At 65.9% G+C, this 15,694-nt stretch carries 15 protein-coding genes; 6 read left to right on the forward strand and 9 right to left on the reverse strand.

Annotation, left to right across the window (positions count from 1 at the left end; all coding sequences use genetic code 11):
• Nucleotides 1-128: 128 nt before the first annotated feature.
• From ABIE58_RS12985 to ABIE58_RS12995, 3 genes are all read left to right on the forward strand, one after another.
• On the forward strand, nucleotides 129-1,649 hold the full coding sequence (locus tag ABIE58_RS12985) for an NAD(P)H-hydrate dehydratase (RefSeq protein WP_354545147.1): 1,521 nt from the start codon (nucleotides 129-131) through the stop codon (nucleotides 1,647-1,649).
• Between the two features lie 98 nt (nucleotides 1,650-1,747).
• Nucleotides 1,748-2,374 (forward strand): MarC family protein, encoded by a 627-nt coding sequence (locus ABIE58_RS12990; protein WP_354545148.1) that lies wholly within the window; start codon nucleotides 1,748-1,750, stop codon nucleotides 2,372-2,374.
• Between the two features lie 17 nt (nucleotides 2,375-2,391).
• Nucleotides 2,392-2,970 (forward strand): retropepsin-like aspartic protease family protein, encoded by a 579-nt coding sequence (locus ABIE58_RS12995; protein ID WP_354545149.1) that lies wholly within the window; start codon nucleotides 2,392-2,394, stop codon nucleotides 2,968-2,970.
• A gap of 4 nt (nucleotides 2,971-2,974) precedes the next feature.
• On the opposite strand, the gene ABIE58_RS13000 is transcribed toward ABIE58_RS12995, so the two are convergent.
• Nucleotides 2,975-3,727 (reverse strand): cytochrome c biogenesis CcdA family protein, encoded by a 753-nt coding sequence (locus ABIE58_RS13000; protein ID WP_354545150.1) that lies wholly within the window; start codon nucleotides 3,725-3,727, stop codon nucleotides 2,975-2,977.
• A 92-nt stretch (nucleotides 3,728-3,819) separates the two neighbouring features.
• On the opposite strand from ABIE58_RS13000, the gene ABIE58_RS13005 reads away from it, so the two are divergent.
• Nucleotides 3,820-4,050, forward strand: coding sequence for a sulfurtransferase TusA family protein (locus tag ABIE58_RS13005; protein ID WP_354545151.1), 231 nt, complete (start codon nucleotides 3,820-3,822; stop codon nucleotides 4,048-4,050).
• Nucleotides 4,051-4,348: 298 nt separating this feature from the next.
• Here ABIE58_RS13005 and ABIE58_RS13010 read toward each other — a convergent pair whose 3' ends face one another.
• From ABIE58_RS13010 to purC, 8 genes are all read right to left on the reverse strand, one after another.
• Nucleotides 4,349-7,006, reverse strand: coding sequence for an Rne/Rng family ribonuclease (locus ABIE58_RS13010; protein WP_354545152.1), 2,658 nt, complete (start codon nucleotides 7,004-7,006; stop codon nucleotides 4,349-4,351).
• A gap of 405 nt (nucleotides 7,007-7,411) precedes the next feature.
• On the reverse strand, nucleotides 7,412-8,749 hold the full coding sequence (locus tag ABIE58_RS13015) for a sigma-54-dependent transcriptional regulator (protein ID WP_354545153.1): 1,338 nt from the start codon (nucleotides 8,747-8,749) through the stop codon (nucleotides 7,412-7,414).
• Between the two features lie 7 nt (nucleotides 8,750-8,756).
• Nucleotides 8,757-10,526 carry a sensor histidine kinase gene (locus ABIE58_RS13020; protein WP_354545154.1) on the reverse strand — a complete coding sequence of 590 codons (1,770 nt, stop codon included), beginning with the start codon at nucleotides 10,524-10,526 and terminating at the stop codon, nucleotides 8,757-8,759.
• Nucleotides 10,527-10,565: 39 nt separating this feature from the next.
• Nucleotides 10,566-11,234: a phosphoribosylformylglycinamidine synthase subunit PurQ gene (gene purQ, locus ABIE58_RS13025; protein WP_354545155.1), complete on the reverse strand. Its 669-nt coding sequence runs from the start codon at nucleotides 11,232-11,234 to the stop codon at nucleotides 10,566-10,568.
• 83 nt (nucleotides 11,235-11,317) lie between these two features.
• A complete protein-coding gene (locus tag ABIE58_RS13030) occupies nucleotides 11,318-12,061 on the reverse strand; it encodes an acetoacetate decarboxylase (RefSeq protein ID WP_354545156.1) in 744 nt (247 codons plus the stop codon).
• 164 nt (nucleotides 12,062-12,225) lie between these two features.
• A complete protein-coding gene (gene purS, locus ABIE58_RS13035) occupies nucleotides 12,226-12,465 on the reverse strand; it encodes a phosphoribosylformylglycinamidine synthase subunit PurS (RefSeq protein WP_354545157.1) in 240 nt (79 codons plus the stop codon).
• Nucleotides 12,462-13,028: a hypothetical protein gene (locus ABIE58_RS13040; protein ID WP_354545158.1), complete on the reverse strand. Its 567-nt coding sequence runs from the start codon at nucleotides 13,026-13,028 to the stop codon at nucleotides 12,462-12,464. The genes purS and ABIE58_RS13040 overlap by 4 nt, the downstream gene beginning before the upstream one ends.
• Nucleotides 13,029-13,299: 271 nt before the next feature.
• The gene (purC, locus tag ABIE58_RS13045) at nucleotides 13,300-14,061 is read right to left on the reverse strand and encodes a phosphoribosylaminoimidazolesuccinocarboxamide synthase (protein WP_354545159.1); all 762 of its coding nucleotides are present in this window, start codon (nucleotides 14,059-14,061) and stop codon (nucleotides 13,300-13,302) included.
• A 167-nt stretch (nucleotides 14,062-14,228) separates the two neighbouring features.
• On the opposite strand from purC, the gene ABIE58_RS13050 reads away from it, so the two are divergent.
• Both ABIE58_RS13050 and bmt read left to right on the forward strand, forming a co-directional pair.
• The gene (locus ABIE58_RS13050) at nucleotides 14,229-14,543 is read left to right on the forward strand and encodes a DUF1476 domain-containing protein (RefSeq protein ID WP_354545160.1); all 315 of its coding nucleotides are present in this window, start codon (nucleotides 14,229-14,231) and stop codon (nucleotides 14,541-14,543) included.
• Between the two features lie 108 nt (nucleotides 14,544-14,651).
• Entirely contained in the window at nucleotides 14,652-15,662 is a 1,011-nt protein-coding gene (gene bmt, locus ABIE58_RS13055) for a betaine--homocysteine S-methyltransferase (protein WP_354545161.1), read from the forward strand.
• The last annotated feature ends 32 nt before the right edge of the window (nucleotides 15,663-15,694 follow it).

Consider the following 15,694-nt stretch of genomic DNA (forward strand, 5'->3'; position numbering starts at 1 on the left):
GCGGCAATCGGATAGGGTGGCAACCGGGCCGATGGCGGCCCGGTTTTGCCATGATTGCTCAAAAAATAGGCAATATGCCGCGAAACAGGGCAGAATTGAATCGCCGAACGGATGGAAGGAAGCCGCCGATGACAGACCTGCTCACCGCCGCGCAGATGCGCACCCTTGAGGGGGCCGAGATCGGCGCGGGTCGCGTCACCGGGATGGAGTTGATGGAGCGCGCCGGGCGCGGCGTGGTCGCGGCAATGTTCGACGAGTGGCCGGCCCTCGCCCGCGCGCCGCAGCGCGCGGTGGTGCTGTGCGGGCCGGGCAACAATGGCGGCGACGGCTTCGTTGTCGCGCGATTGCTGAAGGAATGGGGCTGGGAGGTGGCTGCGTTCCTTTACGGCGAGGCCGGGAAATTGCCGCCCGACGCGAAGGCGAATTACCAGCGGTGGTCGGCGCTCGGCGCAACCCGCCCCCTCGCCGAGGCGCAGGACATCGGGGAGGGCGCGCTGGTGGTCGATGCGCTCTTTGGCACCGGGCTGACGCGCCCGCTTGAGGGGCTGTTGCGCGAGACCGTGGCGCGGCGCGCGGCGCGCTGCGTGGCCATCGACATCCCGTCGGGGCTCTGCGCCGATAGCGGGCGGGTGCTGGGCGCGGCGATGCGCGCCGATCTGACGGTGAGTTTTCACAGCGCCAAGCCGGGGCATTACCTCGCTGACGGCCCCGATCATTGCGGGGTGCTGCGCGTGGCCGATATCGGCCTGCCGCCGGGCGCGCCCGAGGCCATCACGCTCTGCCCCGCGCCGGACGCGGCAACGCTCGCCAAGCGGGCGGGCGGGCATAAATACCGCCACGGCCACGCGCTGATCGTATCGGGCGGGGCAGGGCGCACCGGCGCGGCGCGGCTGGCGGCGCGTGCCGCGCTCAGGATCGGGGCAGGGGTGGTCACGCTGGGCGTGCCGGGGTCCGCGCAGCAAGAGGTGGCCTGCCAGATCGCCGCACTGATGCTGCGGCGGGTCGAGGACGGCGCGGGGCTTGCCGCGATGCTGGCCGATCCCCGCATCACCGCGCTCTGCCTTGGCCCCGGACTGGGCCTTGCGCGGGCGCGCGACCTGGTGCCCGTGGCCTGCGGCGGGGCGGACCCCCGCGCCACCGTTCTGGATGCCGATGCGCTGACGGCGTTCGAGGATGATCCCGGCGCGCTGTTCGCGATGCTGCACGGGGCGTGCGTGCTCACGCCCCATCAGGGCGAGTTCGCGCGCCTCTTTCCCGATCTCGCCGCGCGGCTGGCGGCCCCGCCCACCAAAGGGCCCGCCTATTCGAGGGTGGACGCGGCGCGCGCGGCTGCGCGGCGGGCGGGCTGCGTGGTGCTCCTGAAAGGCCCCGATACCGTGATCGCCGCGCCGGATGGGCGGTGCAGTCTCCACGCGGCGCAGTATGACCGCGCCGCCCCGTGGCTCGCCACCGCCGGATCGGGCGATGTGCTGGCGGGGATCATCACCGGGCTGATGGCGCGGGGGCTGGCCCCGGTGCAGGCCGCCGAGGGTGCCGCCTGGCTCCATGTCGAGGCCGCCCGCGTCTTTGGCCCCGGCCTCATCGCCGAGGACCTGCCCGAGACCCTGCCGCAGGTGCTGCGCGCGCTTGGGGGGGGCGGCACGACCTGACCGAGCGCGCGCGCCCCGCGCCCCGGACCAGATTTTCCTTGGCAAACGCGCCCCGGCATGGTGCAACGCGCCTCAAAGCCGCCAAGGACATGCCCGCAATGGATACCGCCTTTCTGATCACCGCCTTCGTCGCGCTCTTCGTCATCATCGACCCTATCGGCATGACGCCGCTTTTCGTGGCGCTGACGCAGGGCATGGACAGCACCCGCCGCCGCGCCATCGCGATCCGCGCCTGCGTGGCCGGGGCGCTGATCATCATCGTGTTCGCGGCCTTCGGCGAGGCGGTGCTGGGCTTCATCGGCATTTCCATGCCCGCCTTTCGCATCGCGGGGGGGATATTGCTGTTCCTGACCGCGCTCGACATGCTGTTCGAGCGGCGCTCGCGCCGCCGCAAGGGCCAGGCCGACGCCGCCGAAGAGGACGAGGGCGACGATCCGTCGATCTTTCCGCTGGCCATCCCGCTCATTGCCGGGCCCGGCTCGATCACCACGGTGATCCTTCTGGTCGGCGACAGGCCGGGTATCGAGGGGCTGGCGATGGTGATCGGGGTGATGCTGTCGGTGGTGGCGCTGGTCTTTGTGCTGTTCCTGCTGGGCGGGCTCTTGGAGCGCGCGCTTGGCAATGTCGGGATCAACGTGGTGACGCGGCTTCTGGGGATGCTTTTGGCGGCGCTGGCGGTGCAATTCGTGCTCGACGGGCTGCGCGGGTTTGGTTTGGCGGGCTGAGGGGCCATATCGGGCGCATGGACAGCTTTGATTTCCCCCGTCTCGTCTATCTCGCGATCCTCGGATCGGTGCTGGTGCTGTGGTTCGTGGTGCAGGGCCGCCAATCGCTCGGCAAGCTGGCGCAATATGCCGCCGCCTGGGGGCTGATATTCCTCGGGGCCATCGCCATGGTCGGGCTGTGGCAGGATATCCGCCAGACCGTGCAGCCCGGCGCCAGCGTGCTGGGCGAGAACCGCATCGCGCTGCCGCGCGCGCCGGACGGGCATTATTACCTGACCGCCGAGGTCAACGGCGCCGCGATCCGCTTTGTCGTCGATACCGGGGCAAGCCAGATCGTGCTGAGCCGCGACGATGCGGCCCGCGCGGGGATCGACACCGCGCGCCTCATCTTCACCGGTCGCGCGCAAACCGCCAATGGCACGGTGCGCACCGCCCCCGTGCGTCTTGATCGCCTCGCCATCGGCCCGATCACCGACCAGGATGTGCGCGCCGTGGTCAACGAGGGCGAGATGCAAGGCTCGCTTTTGGGGATGGACTATCTGCGCCGCTTTTCCAGCGTCGAGATTACCGGCGAACGGCTGATCCTGACGCGATGAGCGCTCAGCCCAGAAGCGCCAGCGCCGGGAACATCTCCAGCAGCCAATAGGAGAAATCCGAGAAGCCGCCGGTGAGCATCAAGAGGCCGATGGTCCACAAAAGCAGGCCCATGACACGCTCGATCTGCTCCATGTGGCGCTTCATCCAGCCCATCAGGCCGGTCAGACGCGGCAGGAAGGCCGCGACCAGCAGGAACGGCACGCCCAGCCCGATGGCATAGACCGCCAGGAGCGTGGTGCCGCGCGCAACATTGGCCTCGGAGGCCGCCAGCGACAGGATCGCGCCCAGTTGCGGGCCGATGCAGGGCGTCCAGCCAAAGGCGAATGCCAGCCCCAGCACATAGGCCCCAAACGACGAGCCGCCCCGGTCGCCCGCGTCAAACCGCGCCTCGCGGTCGAGGAATTTCAGCCGGTAAATGCCGATGAAATGCGCGCCGAACCCCATCACGAGGATGCCCGCGATGGTGTTGAACCAATCCTGATATTGCAGAAAGGCCCGCCCCAGCGCCGAGGCGGTAAAGCCGAGGAACAGAAAGACCGTCGACAGCCCCAGCACGAAGAAGAGCGCCGGGACCACCGCCCGCGCCCGCGCCGTGCCGTCCTGCGACAAGTCGTTGAGGCTCACCCCGCTGATATAGGCGAGATAAGGCGGCACGATGGGCAGGACGCAGGGGCTGAGGAACGACACGACCCCCGCCAGAAGCGCCACGAAGAGGGCGGGCAAAAGCGCCGCGTCGATGATTTCTATGCCAAACATGGCCCCCTCATAGCCGGTCGCGCCGCCCGCGTCATCAGGCAGTCTGTCACATCCTTGTGGACAGGCTGTAACAGGGCCGCTATCTGCGAGCCATGACCCCGGATCACACACTCGATGCGCGTGGCCTTTTGTGCCCGCTTCCCGTGCTCAAGCTGCGCAAGCGGCTGAAATCGCTGGCCGTGGGCGAGGTGATCGCGCTCTGGGCCGATGACCCGGCAGCGGTGATCGACGTGCCGTATTTCTGCGCCGAAAGCGGTCACGCGCTGGTCTCTACCAGCGACGAGGCGGGCGGGCAGGTCTATCTCATCCGCAAGAGCGCGTAATACGACGGATGTGGAGCAATGCGGCGCGGCAAGCGTCGTGGAGGGAAATGCCGTCATTAGATACGGGGTGCTCTTGCGCGGAATCAAGGCGTGCCCCGCACGCCGCCGCGCAGCGCCCGCCCGCCCCGTCGCACCGAAGGTGCGCCGATTATGGGCGGCACGCCTTTGGCGTGACGGGCGCTGCGCGGCTCATGCCTCGGGGAGACCGTCCCCTTCAGACCTAGCCTCTCGCGTGCAGCATCGGGCACCAAGTATCAGGTGTCGAACGCCAAAACCGGGGCCGCGCGCGAAACCGGTCTTAGCCGAAGGACCACCAGCCGCGCCGCTTGGGCTTGTCTTGCGCCTCGGGGGCCGGTTCATCGGCCACGGGGGCGGGTTCGGGCTGCTCGGCCACCGGGTCCGGTTCCGGCTGCGGTGCCGGGTCCGGTTCGGCCACAGGCTGTTCAGCCACCGGCGCGGGGTCCGGCTGTGGTGCCGGGTCGGCCACGGGCTGTTCAACCACTGGCGCAGGCTGCTCCGCCACCTGCTCTGCCACGGCTTCCTCCGCCACCGGTTCCGCCTGATCCACCGCCGGATCGGGCTTCTTGCGGCGCGATACGGTGCGGCGCTTGGGCTTGGTCACCGGCGCGGGCGTGTCGGCATCCGGTGCCGCCTCGGGCGTGGCATCGGCGGTGTCCGGCGCGGGGGTCTTGCTGCGCGACCGGCTGCGGCGCTTGGGCTTGTCGGCCACCGGCTCTGCTGCGGCCTCCCCGGCCTCCTCTTGCGCGGGCTGCGCATCACCGGCTTCGGGCGCTATCGCGTCCTGATCCTCGGCCTGGCCCTCGGTCGCGTCCTGCCCATCACCCGAGCGCGGCTTGCGCTTGCGGCTGCGCGAGCGGCGGCGCTTCTTCTTGGGCTTGTCGGTATCGTCGCCCGCAGGCGGGGTGGCCTCGGCTGCGGTCTCGGCGATGTCCTCGGCCTCGGTCTCGATGGCGTCAGCGTCGGCCTCGGCCTCGCCGTCGATCGCATCCATCAGGGCCGCGCCCCCCGAGACGAACGCCGCCGGTTCGGGCACCGTGCGGGTGGCCACCTTGAGCTTGTCCAGCACGAAATCGGGGCTGACCAGCGACGGATCGCCCTCGATGCGCACCGACAGGCCATAGCGCAGCTCGATTCCGGCGATATGCTCGCGCTTGTGGTTGATGAGGAAGTTGGCAATCCCCACCGGCGCGCGCACGACCACCTCGCGCGAGCGGCGGCGCACGCCCTCTTCTTCGATCTGGCGCAGGATCGACAGCGCCATGCTGTCATCCGAGCGGATAAGCCCGGTGCCGTGGCAGGCCGGACAGGGCTGCGTGCTGGCCTCGAGCATACCGGGGCGCAGGCGCTGGCGGCTCATCTCCAAGAGGCCAAAGCCCGAGATGCGGCCCACCTGGATGCGCGCGCGGTCGGTCTTGAGCTTGTCCTTGAAGCGCTTTTCCACCGCCGCATTGTTGCGGCGTTCGTCCATGTCGATGAAGTCGATGACGATCAGCCCCGCGAGATCGCGCAGGCGCAACTGCCGCGCCACCTCGTCGGCGGCCTCGAGATTGGTCTGAAGCGCGGTTTCCTCGATCGAGCCCTTCTTGGTGGCGCGGCCCGAGTTCACGTCGATGGCGACAAGCGCCTCGGTCACGCCGATCACGATATAGCCGCCCGAGGGAAGCTGCACCACCGGGTTGAACATGCCGGCCAGATAGCTCTCGACCTGGTGGCGCGCGAAAAGCGGCATCGGATCGTGGTAATGCTTCACGTTCTTGGCGTGGGACGGCATGATCATCTTCATGAAGTCCTTGGCGATGCGGTAGCCGCGCTCGCCCTCGACCAGAACCTCGTCGATCTCGCGGTTGTAAAGATCGCGGATCGAGCGCTTGATGAGGTCGCCCTCCTCGTAGATCTTGGCGGGCGCGATGGAGCGAAGCGTCAATTCGCGGATTTGCTCCCACAGGCGCTGGAGATATTCGTAATCGCGCTTGATCTCGGCCTTGGTGCGCTTGGCACCCGCGGTGCGGATGATGAGGCCCGCGCCCTTGGGTACGTCGATCTCGGTGGCGATTTCCTTGAGCTTCTTGCGGTCGGCGGCAAGCGTGATCTTGCGGCTGATGCCGCCGCCGCGCGCGGTGTTGGGCATGAGCACGCAGTAGCGCCCGGCAAGCGACAGATAGGTGGTCAGCGCCGCGCCCTTGTTGCCGCGCTCTTCCTTGACGACCTGCACCAGCATGATCTGGCGGACCTTGACGACTTCCTGGATCTTGTAGCGGCGCGGGCGCGGCTTGCGCACGGGGCGGATATCCTCGCTGTCATCCTCGTCAGCGACCGATTCGATGCTGTCATCGTTGGTGGCATGATCGCGGGTGTCGAGGGCGTCCTCCTCGGCCTCTGCCTCGGGCGCAGGCTCGGCGGCCCCGGCGCTGTCGGCGGCTCCGGTCGCCTGATCCTCGTCCGGCTCCTCTATTGGGGTTTCGGCCACGCGTTCCATCGGCGAGCTGGCCTCGTCCTGGTCAAGGTCGATGGTTTCCATGCCGGTGATATCGGCCGTGGCCACCGCGTCGTCCGAGCTGGTCTTTTCCGCCTTCGAGCGTGACCGCGAGCGGCTGCGCGAGCGCGTGACGCGCCGGGGCTTTTCCTCTTCTTCCTTCTGCGCCTCGGCGAGGGCCTCTTCCTCGGCCATCAGCGCCTCGCGGTCGGCCACCGGGATCTGGTAGTAATCCGGGTGGATTTCCGCGAAGGCGAGAAAGCCGTGGCGATTGCCGCCATACTCGACAAAGGCCGCCTGGAGCGACGGCTCCACGCGGGTGATCTTGGCGAGATAGATATTGCCGGCTAGCTGGCGCTTGTTTTCCGATTCAAAGTCGAATTCCTCGACCTTGTTTCCGTCCACCACCACAACGCGGGTTTCCTCTGCGTGGGTGGCGTCTATGAGCATTTTCTTGGGCATGTGTTCCGTCTGCACGACCGATCAGGGGCCTGCCCGGGGGCGCGGCACCTTGCGGCCTGTGTCTGTCATGGGCGAGGACGGGCGCAAGGGCGCCACAGGCGCCGGGCGCTGCCGATATCGTCGGTGTCATGCCTGTTGCGCGCGTCATCGCGGTTCTACTACTCCGACCCCGGTTTGAGGGGCCAATTCAGCACCCGGCGCGCACCATCGGCACGGCAACGGGCAAGCGTGCGGTCCCCTTGGCGGGGGCCAATCGGTCTGTTCAGCCGCAGGGATTTTGATCCAACGGATACCTGAAACAGCGAATCTCTCGGCGGGCACCGGGGTATCGAACCGGGGCCTGCCCATCTGTTACAGTAAGGCCACCGGCGGCGAAAACACAATGGCGAAAATGCGCAGGGCCTTTCAGCCGATGTAATCGGCGCGCGTAAGCCCGTATTTTGCCATCTTTTCGTTCAGCGTCCGGCGCGGCAGGCACAATTCATCCATCACCGCCTGAACCGACCCCCTGTGGCGGCGCATGGTGTTGTCGATCAGCATCCGCTCGAAGGTCTCGACATATTCCTTGAGCGGTTTGCCCTCGGTGGTCATCACCGGCTGCATGTCGGCGTGGTCCGACATCAAAAGAGAAGTGAGTGTGCCGGAGCCGCGCCGGGTCTGGAGCACGGCGCGCTCGGCGATGTTGAAAAGCTGGCGCACATTGCCGGGCCAGGGGGCTTGCAGAAGCTGCGTCGCCTCCTGAGCGCTGACCTGCGGGGCCTCGCAGCCGTAATCCTCGGCGAATTGCGCGATGAAGCGGGTGAAGAGCGTGAGGATATCCTCGCCGCGCGCGCGCAGGGGCGGCACCGTCAGGCGCAGGCTGGCCAGCCGGTAAAAAAGATCGGGGCGCAGCGCATCCTCGCAGGTGCGGCCCTCGTCTTGCATGTTCGATATGGCGACGATGCGCGTCTCGGGCGGGGTGCCCTCGTCGTTGAGCGCGGTCAGGAGCCGCGCCTGCACCGTTTCGGGCAGCGCCTCGATATCCTCGAGCACGAGGGTGCCGCCGCGCGCCTCCTCGAACGCGGGCAGATGCCCGTCACCGACCTCGACCGGGCCAAACAGCCGCCGCGCAAGCGCGCCCTCCTCGAAAGCGGCGCAGGACAGCGTGACGAAACTGCGCCCCGCGCGGCTCCCGGCGGCGTGCAGCGCGTGGGCCACCAGCGTCTTGCCGGTGCCGGTCTCGCCCTCGACCAGAACATGGCCGTCGGCCTGGCCGAGATCGAGGATATCCTCGCGCAGCCGCTCCATCGCGGGGGCGTTGCCGATCAGCTTTTTCATCAGCGTGCCGCCATCCGACAGGTCGCGCCGCAGCGAGCGCGCATCGAGCACCAGCCGGCGCTTTTGCGTGGCCTTCTTGGCCAGGTCGGTCATGCGGTCTGGGTTGAACGGCTTTTCCAGGAAATCGAACGCCCCGAGGCGCATCGCCTCGACCGCCATCGGCACATCGCCGTGGCCGGTAATCATGATGACCGGCAGGGTCGAATCCGCGCCCATCAGGCGGCGCAGAAATTGCATCCCGTCCATGCCCGGCATCCGGATATCGGTGACCACGATACCGGGGTAATCGGGGCCAAGACGCTGAAGCGCGTCCTCGGCGCTGGCGAAGGTCTCGGTGTCGAAGCCCGACAGCGCCAGCCACTGGCTGATGGATTGGCGCATGTCGCGCTCGTCATCGACGATGGCAATCTTCATGGCAGATGGCATGGCTCTCTCACTCCGCAGCTTGGGTCTCGGGGGTCGCGTCTGGCAATATGGGAAGCTGCACCTCGAATACAGCCCCCCCACCCTCGGCGTTGCGCGCCGTCAGGTGGCCGCCAAGGTCGTTGACGATCCCCGAGGAAATGGCAAGCCCCAGCCCGACCCCGTCGCCGGGCAGTTTGGTGGTGTAGAACGGCTCGAACAGCTTTTCGAGATTGTCGATCCCGCCGCCATTGTCGCGCACCGTGAGCACCGCCGTCTCGCCCGCCGCAAGCAGGATGTCGATGGCCGCATCGGGGGTGTTCTCGGTGGCGTCGAGCGCGTTGCGCAAGAGGTTGACGATGACCTGCTCGATGCGCACCCGGTCGCCCATCACCAGCACCGGCCCGGAGGGCAGGGTGCGGGTGATCTGCACCTTGCGCTTGCGCAGTTGCGGCTCCATCATCGCCAGCGCCGAGGCCAGCGCATCGCCAAGGTTCACAGGCGTAAAGCCATCCCCCGAATGGCGCGCATAGGATTTGAGCTGGCGCGTGATCGCGCCCATCCGCTCGATCAGGTCGTCGATGCGCTGGAACGATATCACCGCCTCGTCGGGGCGGTTGCGCCGCAGCAGCAGCCGCGCGCCCGCGAGATAGGTTTTCATCGCTGCCAGCGGCTGGTTCAACTCGTGGCTGACGGCGGCCGACATCTCGCCCAGCACGGCCAGCTTGGAGCTTTGCTGAAGCGTCTGTTCGGCCTGTGCCAGCGTCTCCTGCACGCGCCTGCGCTCGGCGATTTCCCGCTGAAGGCGCGCGTTCAATGCGCGAAGCTCTGCCGATTCACGCTGAAAAAGCACCATCCGAGAGGTGGCGCGACGGTTGAGAAAGTAGAAGGCCAGCGCCATGAGAATCGCGAATCCCATGATTTCGAGCGCGATATAGCCGTTCACCTTGTCGCGCACGGCGGCATAGGTGGTGAAACTCGCGATGCGCCAGCCGCGAAATGCCACTCGGCCCTCGACGCGCATCACCGCCTGCCCGCCGACATAGGCATCGGCGGGCAGCGCGGTCCAGTCGGCGGTGGCGCTGATGGCGCGCTCGATGGCGCTGTCGGCAGGCTCCCGTGCGAGCGCCTCGGCCTCGGTCAACCCGCGCCAGCGCGGCTCGGTCGCGAGCACGATCACACCCTCGCTGTCGCTGACCATCACCGCGTCGGAAATGCCCGCCCAGGCGCGCTCGAACTTGCGCAGATCCACCTCGACAAGGATCACCCCCAGCGCCCCCGACGGCCCCTCGATGCGCCGCGAATAGAAAAAGCTGAACTGCCCCGCCTCCTGCCGCAGCAACTTGAACACGGTGTCGCGCGCGCGGATGGCATCCACGAAATAAGGGGCCTGGCGCAGATTCTCACCCAGCCGCATCCGCTCGGTCGCGGCCACAACGCGCCCGTCCTTGTCCAGCAGCATGAGCGAGGCGGCGCCGATTTCGTCGAGAAAGGAAATCAGCCGCTGGGTGGATTGCGCATAATCCTGGCTGGCCAGCGCCGCGATCAGCGTCGGGTCGCGCGCCAGAAGCTGCGGCACGATGGCGTTCTGGCGCAATTCGCTGAGCAGGTTGCCGCTATAGAGCAGCAGGCGCAATTCGGCGCGGTTGCGGGTGTTCTCGGTAAAGCGGTCGGTGAGCATCCGGTGGGTCGTCAGCACCACCACCACCGCCACCAGGAAAAGCCCCACGAGCACCAGCCGCGCGCGCCACGGGATCGTGCGCAGGTGCGGGCCGGGGTCGGGGCGCGTGGGCGTTGTCATGGGCGCAAGTCTACGCCCTGCGCGCCCCCCGCTCAAGCGTCACGCAGGCGCGAGCGCGTCCACCAGGCCGGTGAACATCGCCGCGCCGTCGCTGCCGCCATGGGCGGGTTCTGCCATGCGCTCGGGATGGGGCATCATGCCCAGGACGCGGCGGTTCTCCGACAGGATGCCGGCGATGTCGCGCAGCGATCCGTTGGGGTTGTCGGCATAGCGGAACGCCACGCGATCCGCCGCTTCGAGCCGGTCGAGCGTGGCATCGTCGGCGAAGTAATTGCCGTCGTGATGGGCCACTGGCACGGTGATCGTGTTGCCCGCCTTGTAGGCGCGGGTAAAGGCGCTGTCGGCGGTGGCGACGGTCAGGCCAACCGGCTTGCAGACATATTTCAGCCCGGCATTGCGCAACAGCGCACCGGGCAAAAGGCCGGTCTCGGTCAGAACCTGAAACCCGTTGCAGATACCAAGCACATAGCCGCCACGCTCGGCATGGGCCACGACCGCGCGGCAGATCGGCGAATTGGCGGCAATCGCCCCGCAGCGCAGGTAATCGCCATAGGAAAACCCCCCCGGCACGGCGACGATATCGACGCCCTCGGGCAGCGCCGTATCCTTGTGCCACACCATCGAGACCTTTGCCCCCGCGCGCTCGAACGCCACGGCAAGGTCGCGGTCGCAATTGGAGCCGGGAAAGACGATGACGGCGGCGTGCATGGCGGTGCCTCTCTCACTGATCGCGTTGGGGCGGCTTTAGCGCGCGGGGGCGCGCTTGTCCATCGCGCGGCGTGGCATCGCGGTCAGGCGAGATAGTCATGCACCACGCGGCCATAAGGCAGCGACAGATCGGCGATGATATGCTGGCCTTCGATCACGCGGCGCACCGGCAGGTCTGCGACCGGCGCGTTGACATGCGGCACCAGATGCAGGCGGGCGCGGCCACGCCAGAACCCCTTGACGGTGATATCGGTCATCTCGAAGGCCACCAGTTCGGCGATGCGCGGCGCGCCGCTCACGCAGGGAATGAGCTTGAGATTGACGGCGGTCTTCGCGAGCTTGGCGGCGCAGTCGGCGGGGTCGTCGCACATGGTCTCGTGCTTGTAGACCATCGTGCCCATGGCCACACGCTGCCCGGCATAAGAGAGCGTGCCGGTGAGCGTGTCGCGCTCCACCCGCAGATCCGGCTCGCCCCAGCGTTTGGGAAAGCCCCAGATCTCGCGCCCCGCCGTTATCGGCGGTTCGTCGTTGAGAAACATCATCGTGGTGTAATTGACCGGCTTGCCGTCGAGCAGGCAGGGAATCACGACCCCCGATTCCTGATAGGCCCCAAAGCCCGAACTATCGGGCATGTCGATCCATTCATAGACCACCGTGCCCGATCCGTCAGGCTCCAGCGGCTCGGGCACCATGGCGCGGATCGCCTCGGGGTCGCTCTCGTAGATGATGTTGAAATACTGCCGGTTGATGAAGCGATACGGACCATGCGGATAGCTTGGATTGCCCGGCGGCATTCCGGCGAGGGTAAGAATGTCATCTCTGGTCATGAGGGGGCTTTCTGATGTGTTCGCACGGGATGCGCGCGGGCCAAAAGGTATGCACAGACAGCTCTCACCGTGCCTGCCGCTCGACCGCAAAATCCCCCGATCCCAACGCTGGATCAAGGGATTTGTGCATCCATACGCAACTGTGATCGACAGCGCGCCGCCGCTCAGACCAGCTCCACCGAGTAGCTCTCGATCACCGTATTGGCGAGCAGCTTCTCGCACATCTCGGTCACGGTCGCGCGCGCCTTGTCGGCCTCGGTCTCGGCGAGGTCCAGCTCGATCACCTTGCCCTGCCGCACGCCCTCGACCCCGTCAAACCCGAGCGATCCCAGCGCGTGGCGCACCGCCTCGCCCTGCGGGTCGAGAACGCCGGTCTTGAGCATCACATGAACGCGGGCCTTCATATTGATCTCCTTTTCGGAAGCCGAACGCCTAGAGGGAAACAGCCGTTTACTGGCTCGATACCGTTATCTGTTACCGAGAACAATGGATGTTTTCCATCTTTTTCGTCTATGTCATCGAGTGATGGGAACAAAAACCCAACACCAACAAATGATCGATGAAAATTAAATGCACAGCCACCAACAGCCATATCTTCTGCAAACAACAAACGAGCCTCATATTGATTGCTCACATTAAACTGCTCACCTTGCTTTAAGGTGTGATAATTCGGCATCTTTGATAACAGGTCTTCAAGTTTCTCAGGAGGCATCGGTTGAACGTTGGAAAACCACCAAGTTGCTAGTGCTGAACCAACAGGTGCTGGCATCTTCCTAAAGTTATAAAAGTTAGCAGCAACTAACCGCGCAATTGATAGATTTATCGCAAAATGAATGTCAGGGTGTGCAAACTTAATGTGTATACCGGATTGTCGGCTCATATTGCCTTTGTGGACGAGATCCCTTTGACCGCTTTCTACTATCTCCATAAGGGCCTCGGGAAAACGCTTTACGCTCCCCGAAATCATGTGGTGAATTCTCGGCTCGAATCTGCTGTCCCGAAAGGACGCTTGAAAAAATGCCAAGAGTGCAAAGAAGTCGTCAAACTTTGAAAAGACTTTATTACAACGAGAGCAAGAAGGAACCTCAAGTCCTTTCGGGCGGTGTTTTCCATAGAAGAAGGTTTTGGGTGGAGCGTGGTCAATTTCTTCAATTACCTGTGTGCCGCCGCAGTAGCAACACACAGGATGTTCAGGCCGCCAAGTTTCTAATCGTGTCTTCCGCCTCGCCAAAACGAACTCAGTTGATAAGCGTCGGGCGCGCCATCGGCGTGGCGCCCTTGGGCATGACGCCCAGGCGGTTGGCCACCTCGGTATAGGCATCGGTGAGCGAGCCCAGATCACGGCGGAACACGTCCTTGTCGAGCTTCTGCCCGGTCTTGATGTCCCACAGGCGGCACGAGTCGGGGCTGATTTCATCGGCCACGATCAGGCGCTGGAAATCGCCGTCATAGACACGGCCCACCTCGATCTTGAAATCCACCAGCTTGATGCCGACGCCATACATCACGCCCGACATGAAATCGTTGACGCGCAGCGCAAGGCTCAGGATGTCGTCCATGTCCTGCTGCGTGGCCCAGCCGAAAGCGGCGATATGTTCCTCGGTCACCAGCGGGTCGCCGAGCGCGTCATCCTTGAGGCAATATTCCACGATCGGGCGCGGCAATTGCGTGCCCTCGTCGATTCCCAGCCGCTTGGACATGGTGCCGGCGGCATAGTTGCGCACGATCACCTCGAGCGGGATGATCTCGCAGGCGCGCACGAGCTGTTCGCGCATGTTGACGCGGCGGATGAAATGCGTGGGCACGCCCACGGCATTCAGCCCGGTCATGAAATATTCCGAGAGCATGTTGTTGAGCACGCCCTTGCCCTCGATCACCGCCTTCTTCTCGGCGTTGAACGCGGTGGCGTCATCCTTGAAATACTGGATGATGGTATCCGGCTCGGGGCCTTCATAGAGGATCTTGGCCTTGCCTTCGTAGATTTTCTTGCGCCGTGCCATGCAATCTCCACCGCTGGGCTGTGGCGCGGGGGGGCCGCGCCGTTGTGCTCTCTTAGTGCAAGCCCCGCGCCGTCGCAAGGTGTCGCATCCCGGCGCAGGCTCTTGCCCTTGCGGGGCGCAGAGGGCATATCGGGATGTGACGCAATCAGTGCAAGGGGACCGGCCCGATGACCACCTTCGACGACCGCGAAAGCGCTTTCGAGAACAAGTTCGCCCATGACGAGGAAATGAAGTTCCGCGCCGAGGCGCGGCGCAACAAGCTTCTGGGGCTTTGGGCCGCCGAATTGCTGGGCAAGACCGGCGAGGACGCCAACGCCTATGCCGTCGAGGTGGTGAAGGCCGATTTCGAAGAGGCGGGCCACGAGGACGTGGTGCGCAAGGTGGCGGGCGATCTCGGCGATATCGCCGATGCCGCGACGATCCGCGCCAAGATGGACGAATTGCTCAAGATCGCCAAGGATCAGCTTGTCAAGGAACACTGAGGCCGCGCGCGTCATCAAACGCGCCTCACCTTCTTGATGAAGATTTCTGATTTGTATTCGGGCGCAGGCAGTGACATGCCTGCGCCCTACCTTATGGGGAAACCACCGATGACCGACGCCCTCACCAAGATGCTCGCCTCGCGCGACTGGATTCTCGCGGACGGGGCCACCGGCACCAACCTGTTCAACATGGGCCTGCAATCGGGCGACGCGCCCGAATTCTGGAACGAGCAGCACCCCGACCGCATCAAGGCCCTGTATCAGGGCGCGGTGGATGCGGGCAGCGACCTGTTTCTGACCAATTCCTTTGGCGGCAACGCCGCGCGGCTCAAGCTGCACGGCGCGCAGCGGCGCGCGCGCGAATTGTCGCGCATCGCCGCCGAGATCGGGCGCGAGGTGGCCGATCGCTGCGATCGCGCGCTGGTGGTGGCAGGCTCCGTCGGGCCGACGGGCGAGATCATGGCGCCGATGGGCGCGCTCACCCATGAATTGGCCGTCGAGATTTTCCACGAACAGGCCGAGGGCCTCAAGGAAGGCGGGGCCGATGTGCTCTGGCTCGAAACCATCTCGGCCCCCGAGGAATACCGCGCCGCCGCCGAGGCGTTCGGTCTGGCCGGGATGCCCTGGTGCGGCACCATGAGCTTTGACACGGCAGGGCGCACGATGATGGGCGTCACCTCCGAGGACATGGCGAAAATGGTCGAGAAACTGCCCAACCCGCCGCTGGCTTACGGTGCCAATTGCGGCACCGGCGCGTCGGATCTGTTGCGCACGGTGCTGGGCTTTGCCGCCCAAGGATCGGAACGGCCGGTGATCGCCAAGGGCAATGCGGGCATTCCGAAATACCACGATGGCCACATCCATTACGACGGCACGCCCGAGTTGATGGCCGATTACGCGGTGCTGGCGCGCGATGCGGGCGCGCGGATCATCGGCGGCTGCTGCGGCACGATGGGCGAGCACCTCTCCAAGATGCGCGCCGCGCTGGAAGAGCGCGCCCCCGGCCCGCGCCCGACGCTGGAGCGAATCACCGACGCGCTCGGGCCGTTTTCGTCGGCAGGCGACGGCACCGGCGACGATACCGCCCCGGCCCGGCGCACGCGGCGGCGGCGGGCCTAGAGCGTGTCGCGTTCATTCGTATTCACGCGCCA

It is taken from the genome of Roseovarius sp. MBR-78 (assembly GCF_040547535.1).
Taxonomy (GTDB): Bacteria; Pseudomonadota; Alphaproteobacteria; order Rhodobacterales; family Rhodobacteraceae; genus Roseovarius.

What these genes read in the sequence shown, in the direction of transcription:
- ABIE58_RS13005 (WP_354545151.1), top strand. Translation starts at nt 3,820, where the DNA reads ATGACCCCGGATCACACACTCGATGCGCGTGGCCTTTTGTGCCCGCTT.
- ABIE58_RS13000 (WP_354545150.1), bottom strand. Translation starts at nt 3,727, where the DNA reads ATGTTTGGCATAGAAATCATCGACGCGGCGCTTTTGCCCGCCCTCTTC.
- purS (WP_354545157.1), bottom strand. Translation starts at nt 12,465, where the DNA reads ATGAAGGCCCGCGTTCATGTGATGCTCAAGACCGGCGTTCTCGACCCG.
- ABIE58_RS13020 (WP_354545154.1), bottom strand. Translation starts at nt 10,526, where the DNA reads ATGACAACGCCCACGCGCCCCGACCCCGGCCCGCACCTGCGCACGATC.
- bmt (WP_354545161.1), top strand. Translation starts at nt 14,652, where the DNA reads ATGACCGACGCCCTCACCAAGATGCTCGCCTCGCGCGACTGGATTCTC.
- ABIE58_RS12995 (WP_354545149.1), top strand. Translation starts at nt 2,392, where the DNA reads ATGGACAGCTTTGATTTCCCCCGTCTCGTCTATCTCGCGATCCTCGGA.
- ABIE58_RS13040 (WP_354545158.1), bottom strand. Translation starts at nt 13,028, where the DNA reads ATGATTTCGGGGAGCGTAAAGCGTTTTCCCGAGGCCCTTATGGAGATA.
- purQ (WP_354545155.1), bottom strand. Translation starts at nt 11,234, where the DNA reads ATGCACGCCGCCGTCATCGTCTTTCCCGGCTCCAATTGCGACCGCGAC.
- ABIE58_RS13015 (WP_354545153.1), bottom strand. Translation starts at nt 8,749, where the DNA reads ATGCCATCTGCCATGAAGATTGCCATCGTCGATGACGAGCGCGACATG.
- ABIE58_RS12985 (WP_354545147.1), top strand. Translation starts at nt 129, where the DNA reads ATGACAGACCTGCTCACCGCCGCGCAGATGCGCACCCTTGAGGGGGCC.
- ABIE58_RS13050 (WP_354545160.1), top strand. Translation starts at nt 14,229, where the DNA reads ATGACCACCTTCGACGACCGCGAAAGCGCTTTCGAGAACAAGTTCGCC.
- purC (WP_354545159.1), bottom strand. Translation starts at nt 14,061, where the DNA reads ATGGCACGGCGCAAGAAAATCTACGAAGGCAAGGCCAAGATCCTCTAT.
- ABIE58_RS13030 (WP_354545156.1), bottom strand. Translation starts at nt 12,061, where the DNA reads ATGACCAGAGATGACATTCTTACCCTCGCCGGAATGCCGCCGGGCAAT.
- ABIE58_RS12990 (WP_354545148.1), top strand. Translation starts at nt 1,748, where the DNA reads ATGGATACCGCCTTTCTGATCACCGCCTTCGTCGCGCTCTTCGTCATC.
- ABIE58_RS13010 (WP_354545152.1), bottom strand. Translation starts at nt 7,006, where the DNA reads ATGCCCAAGAAAATGCTCATAGACGCCACCCACGCAGAGGAAACCCGC.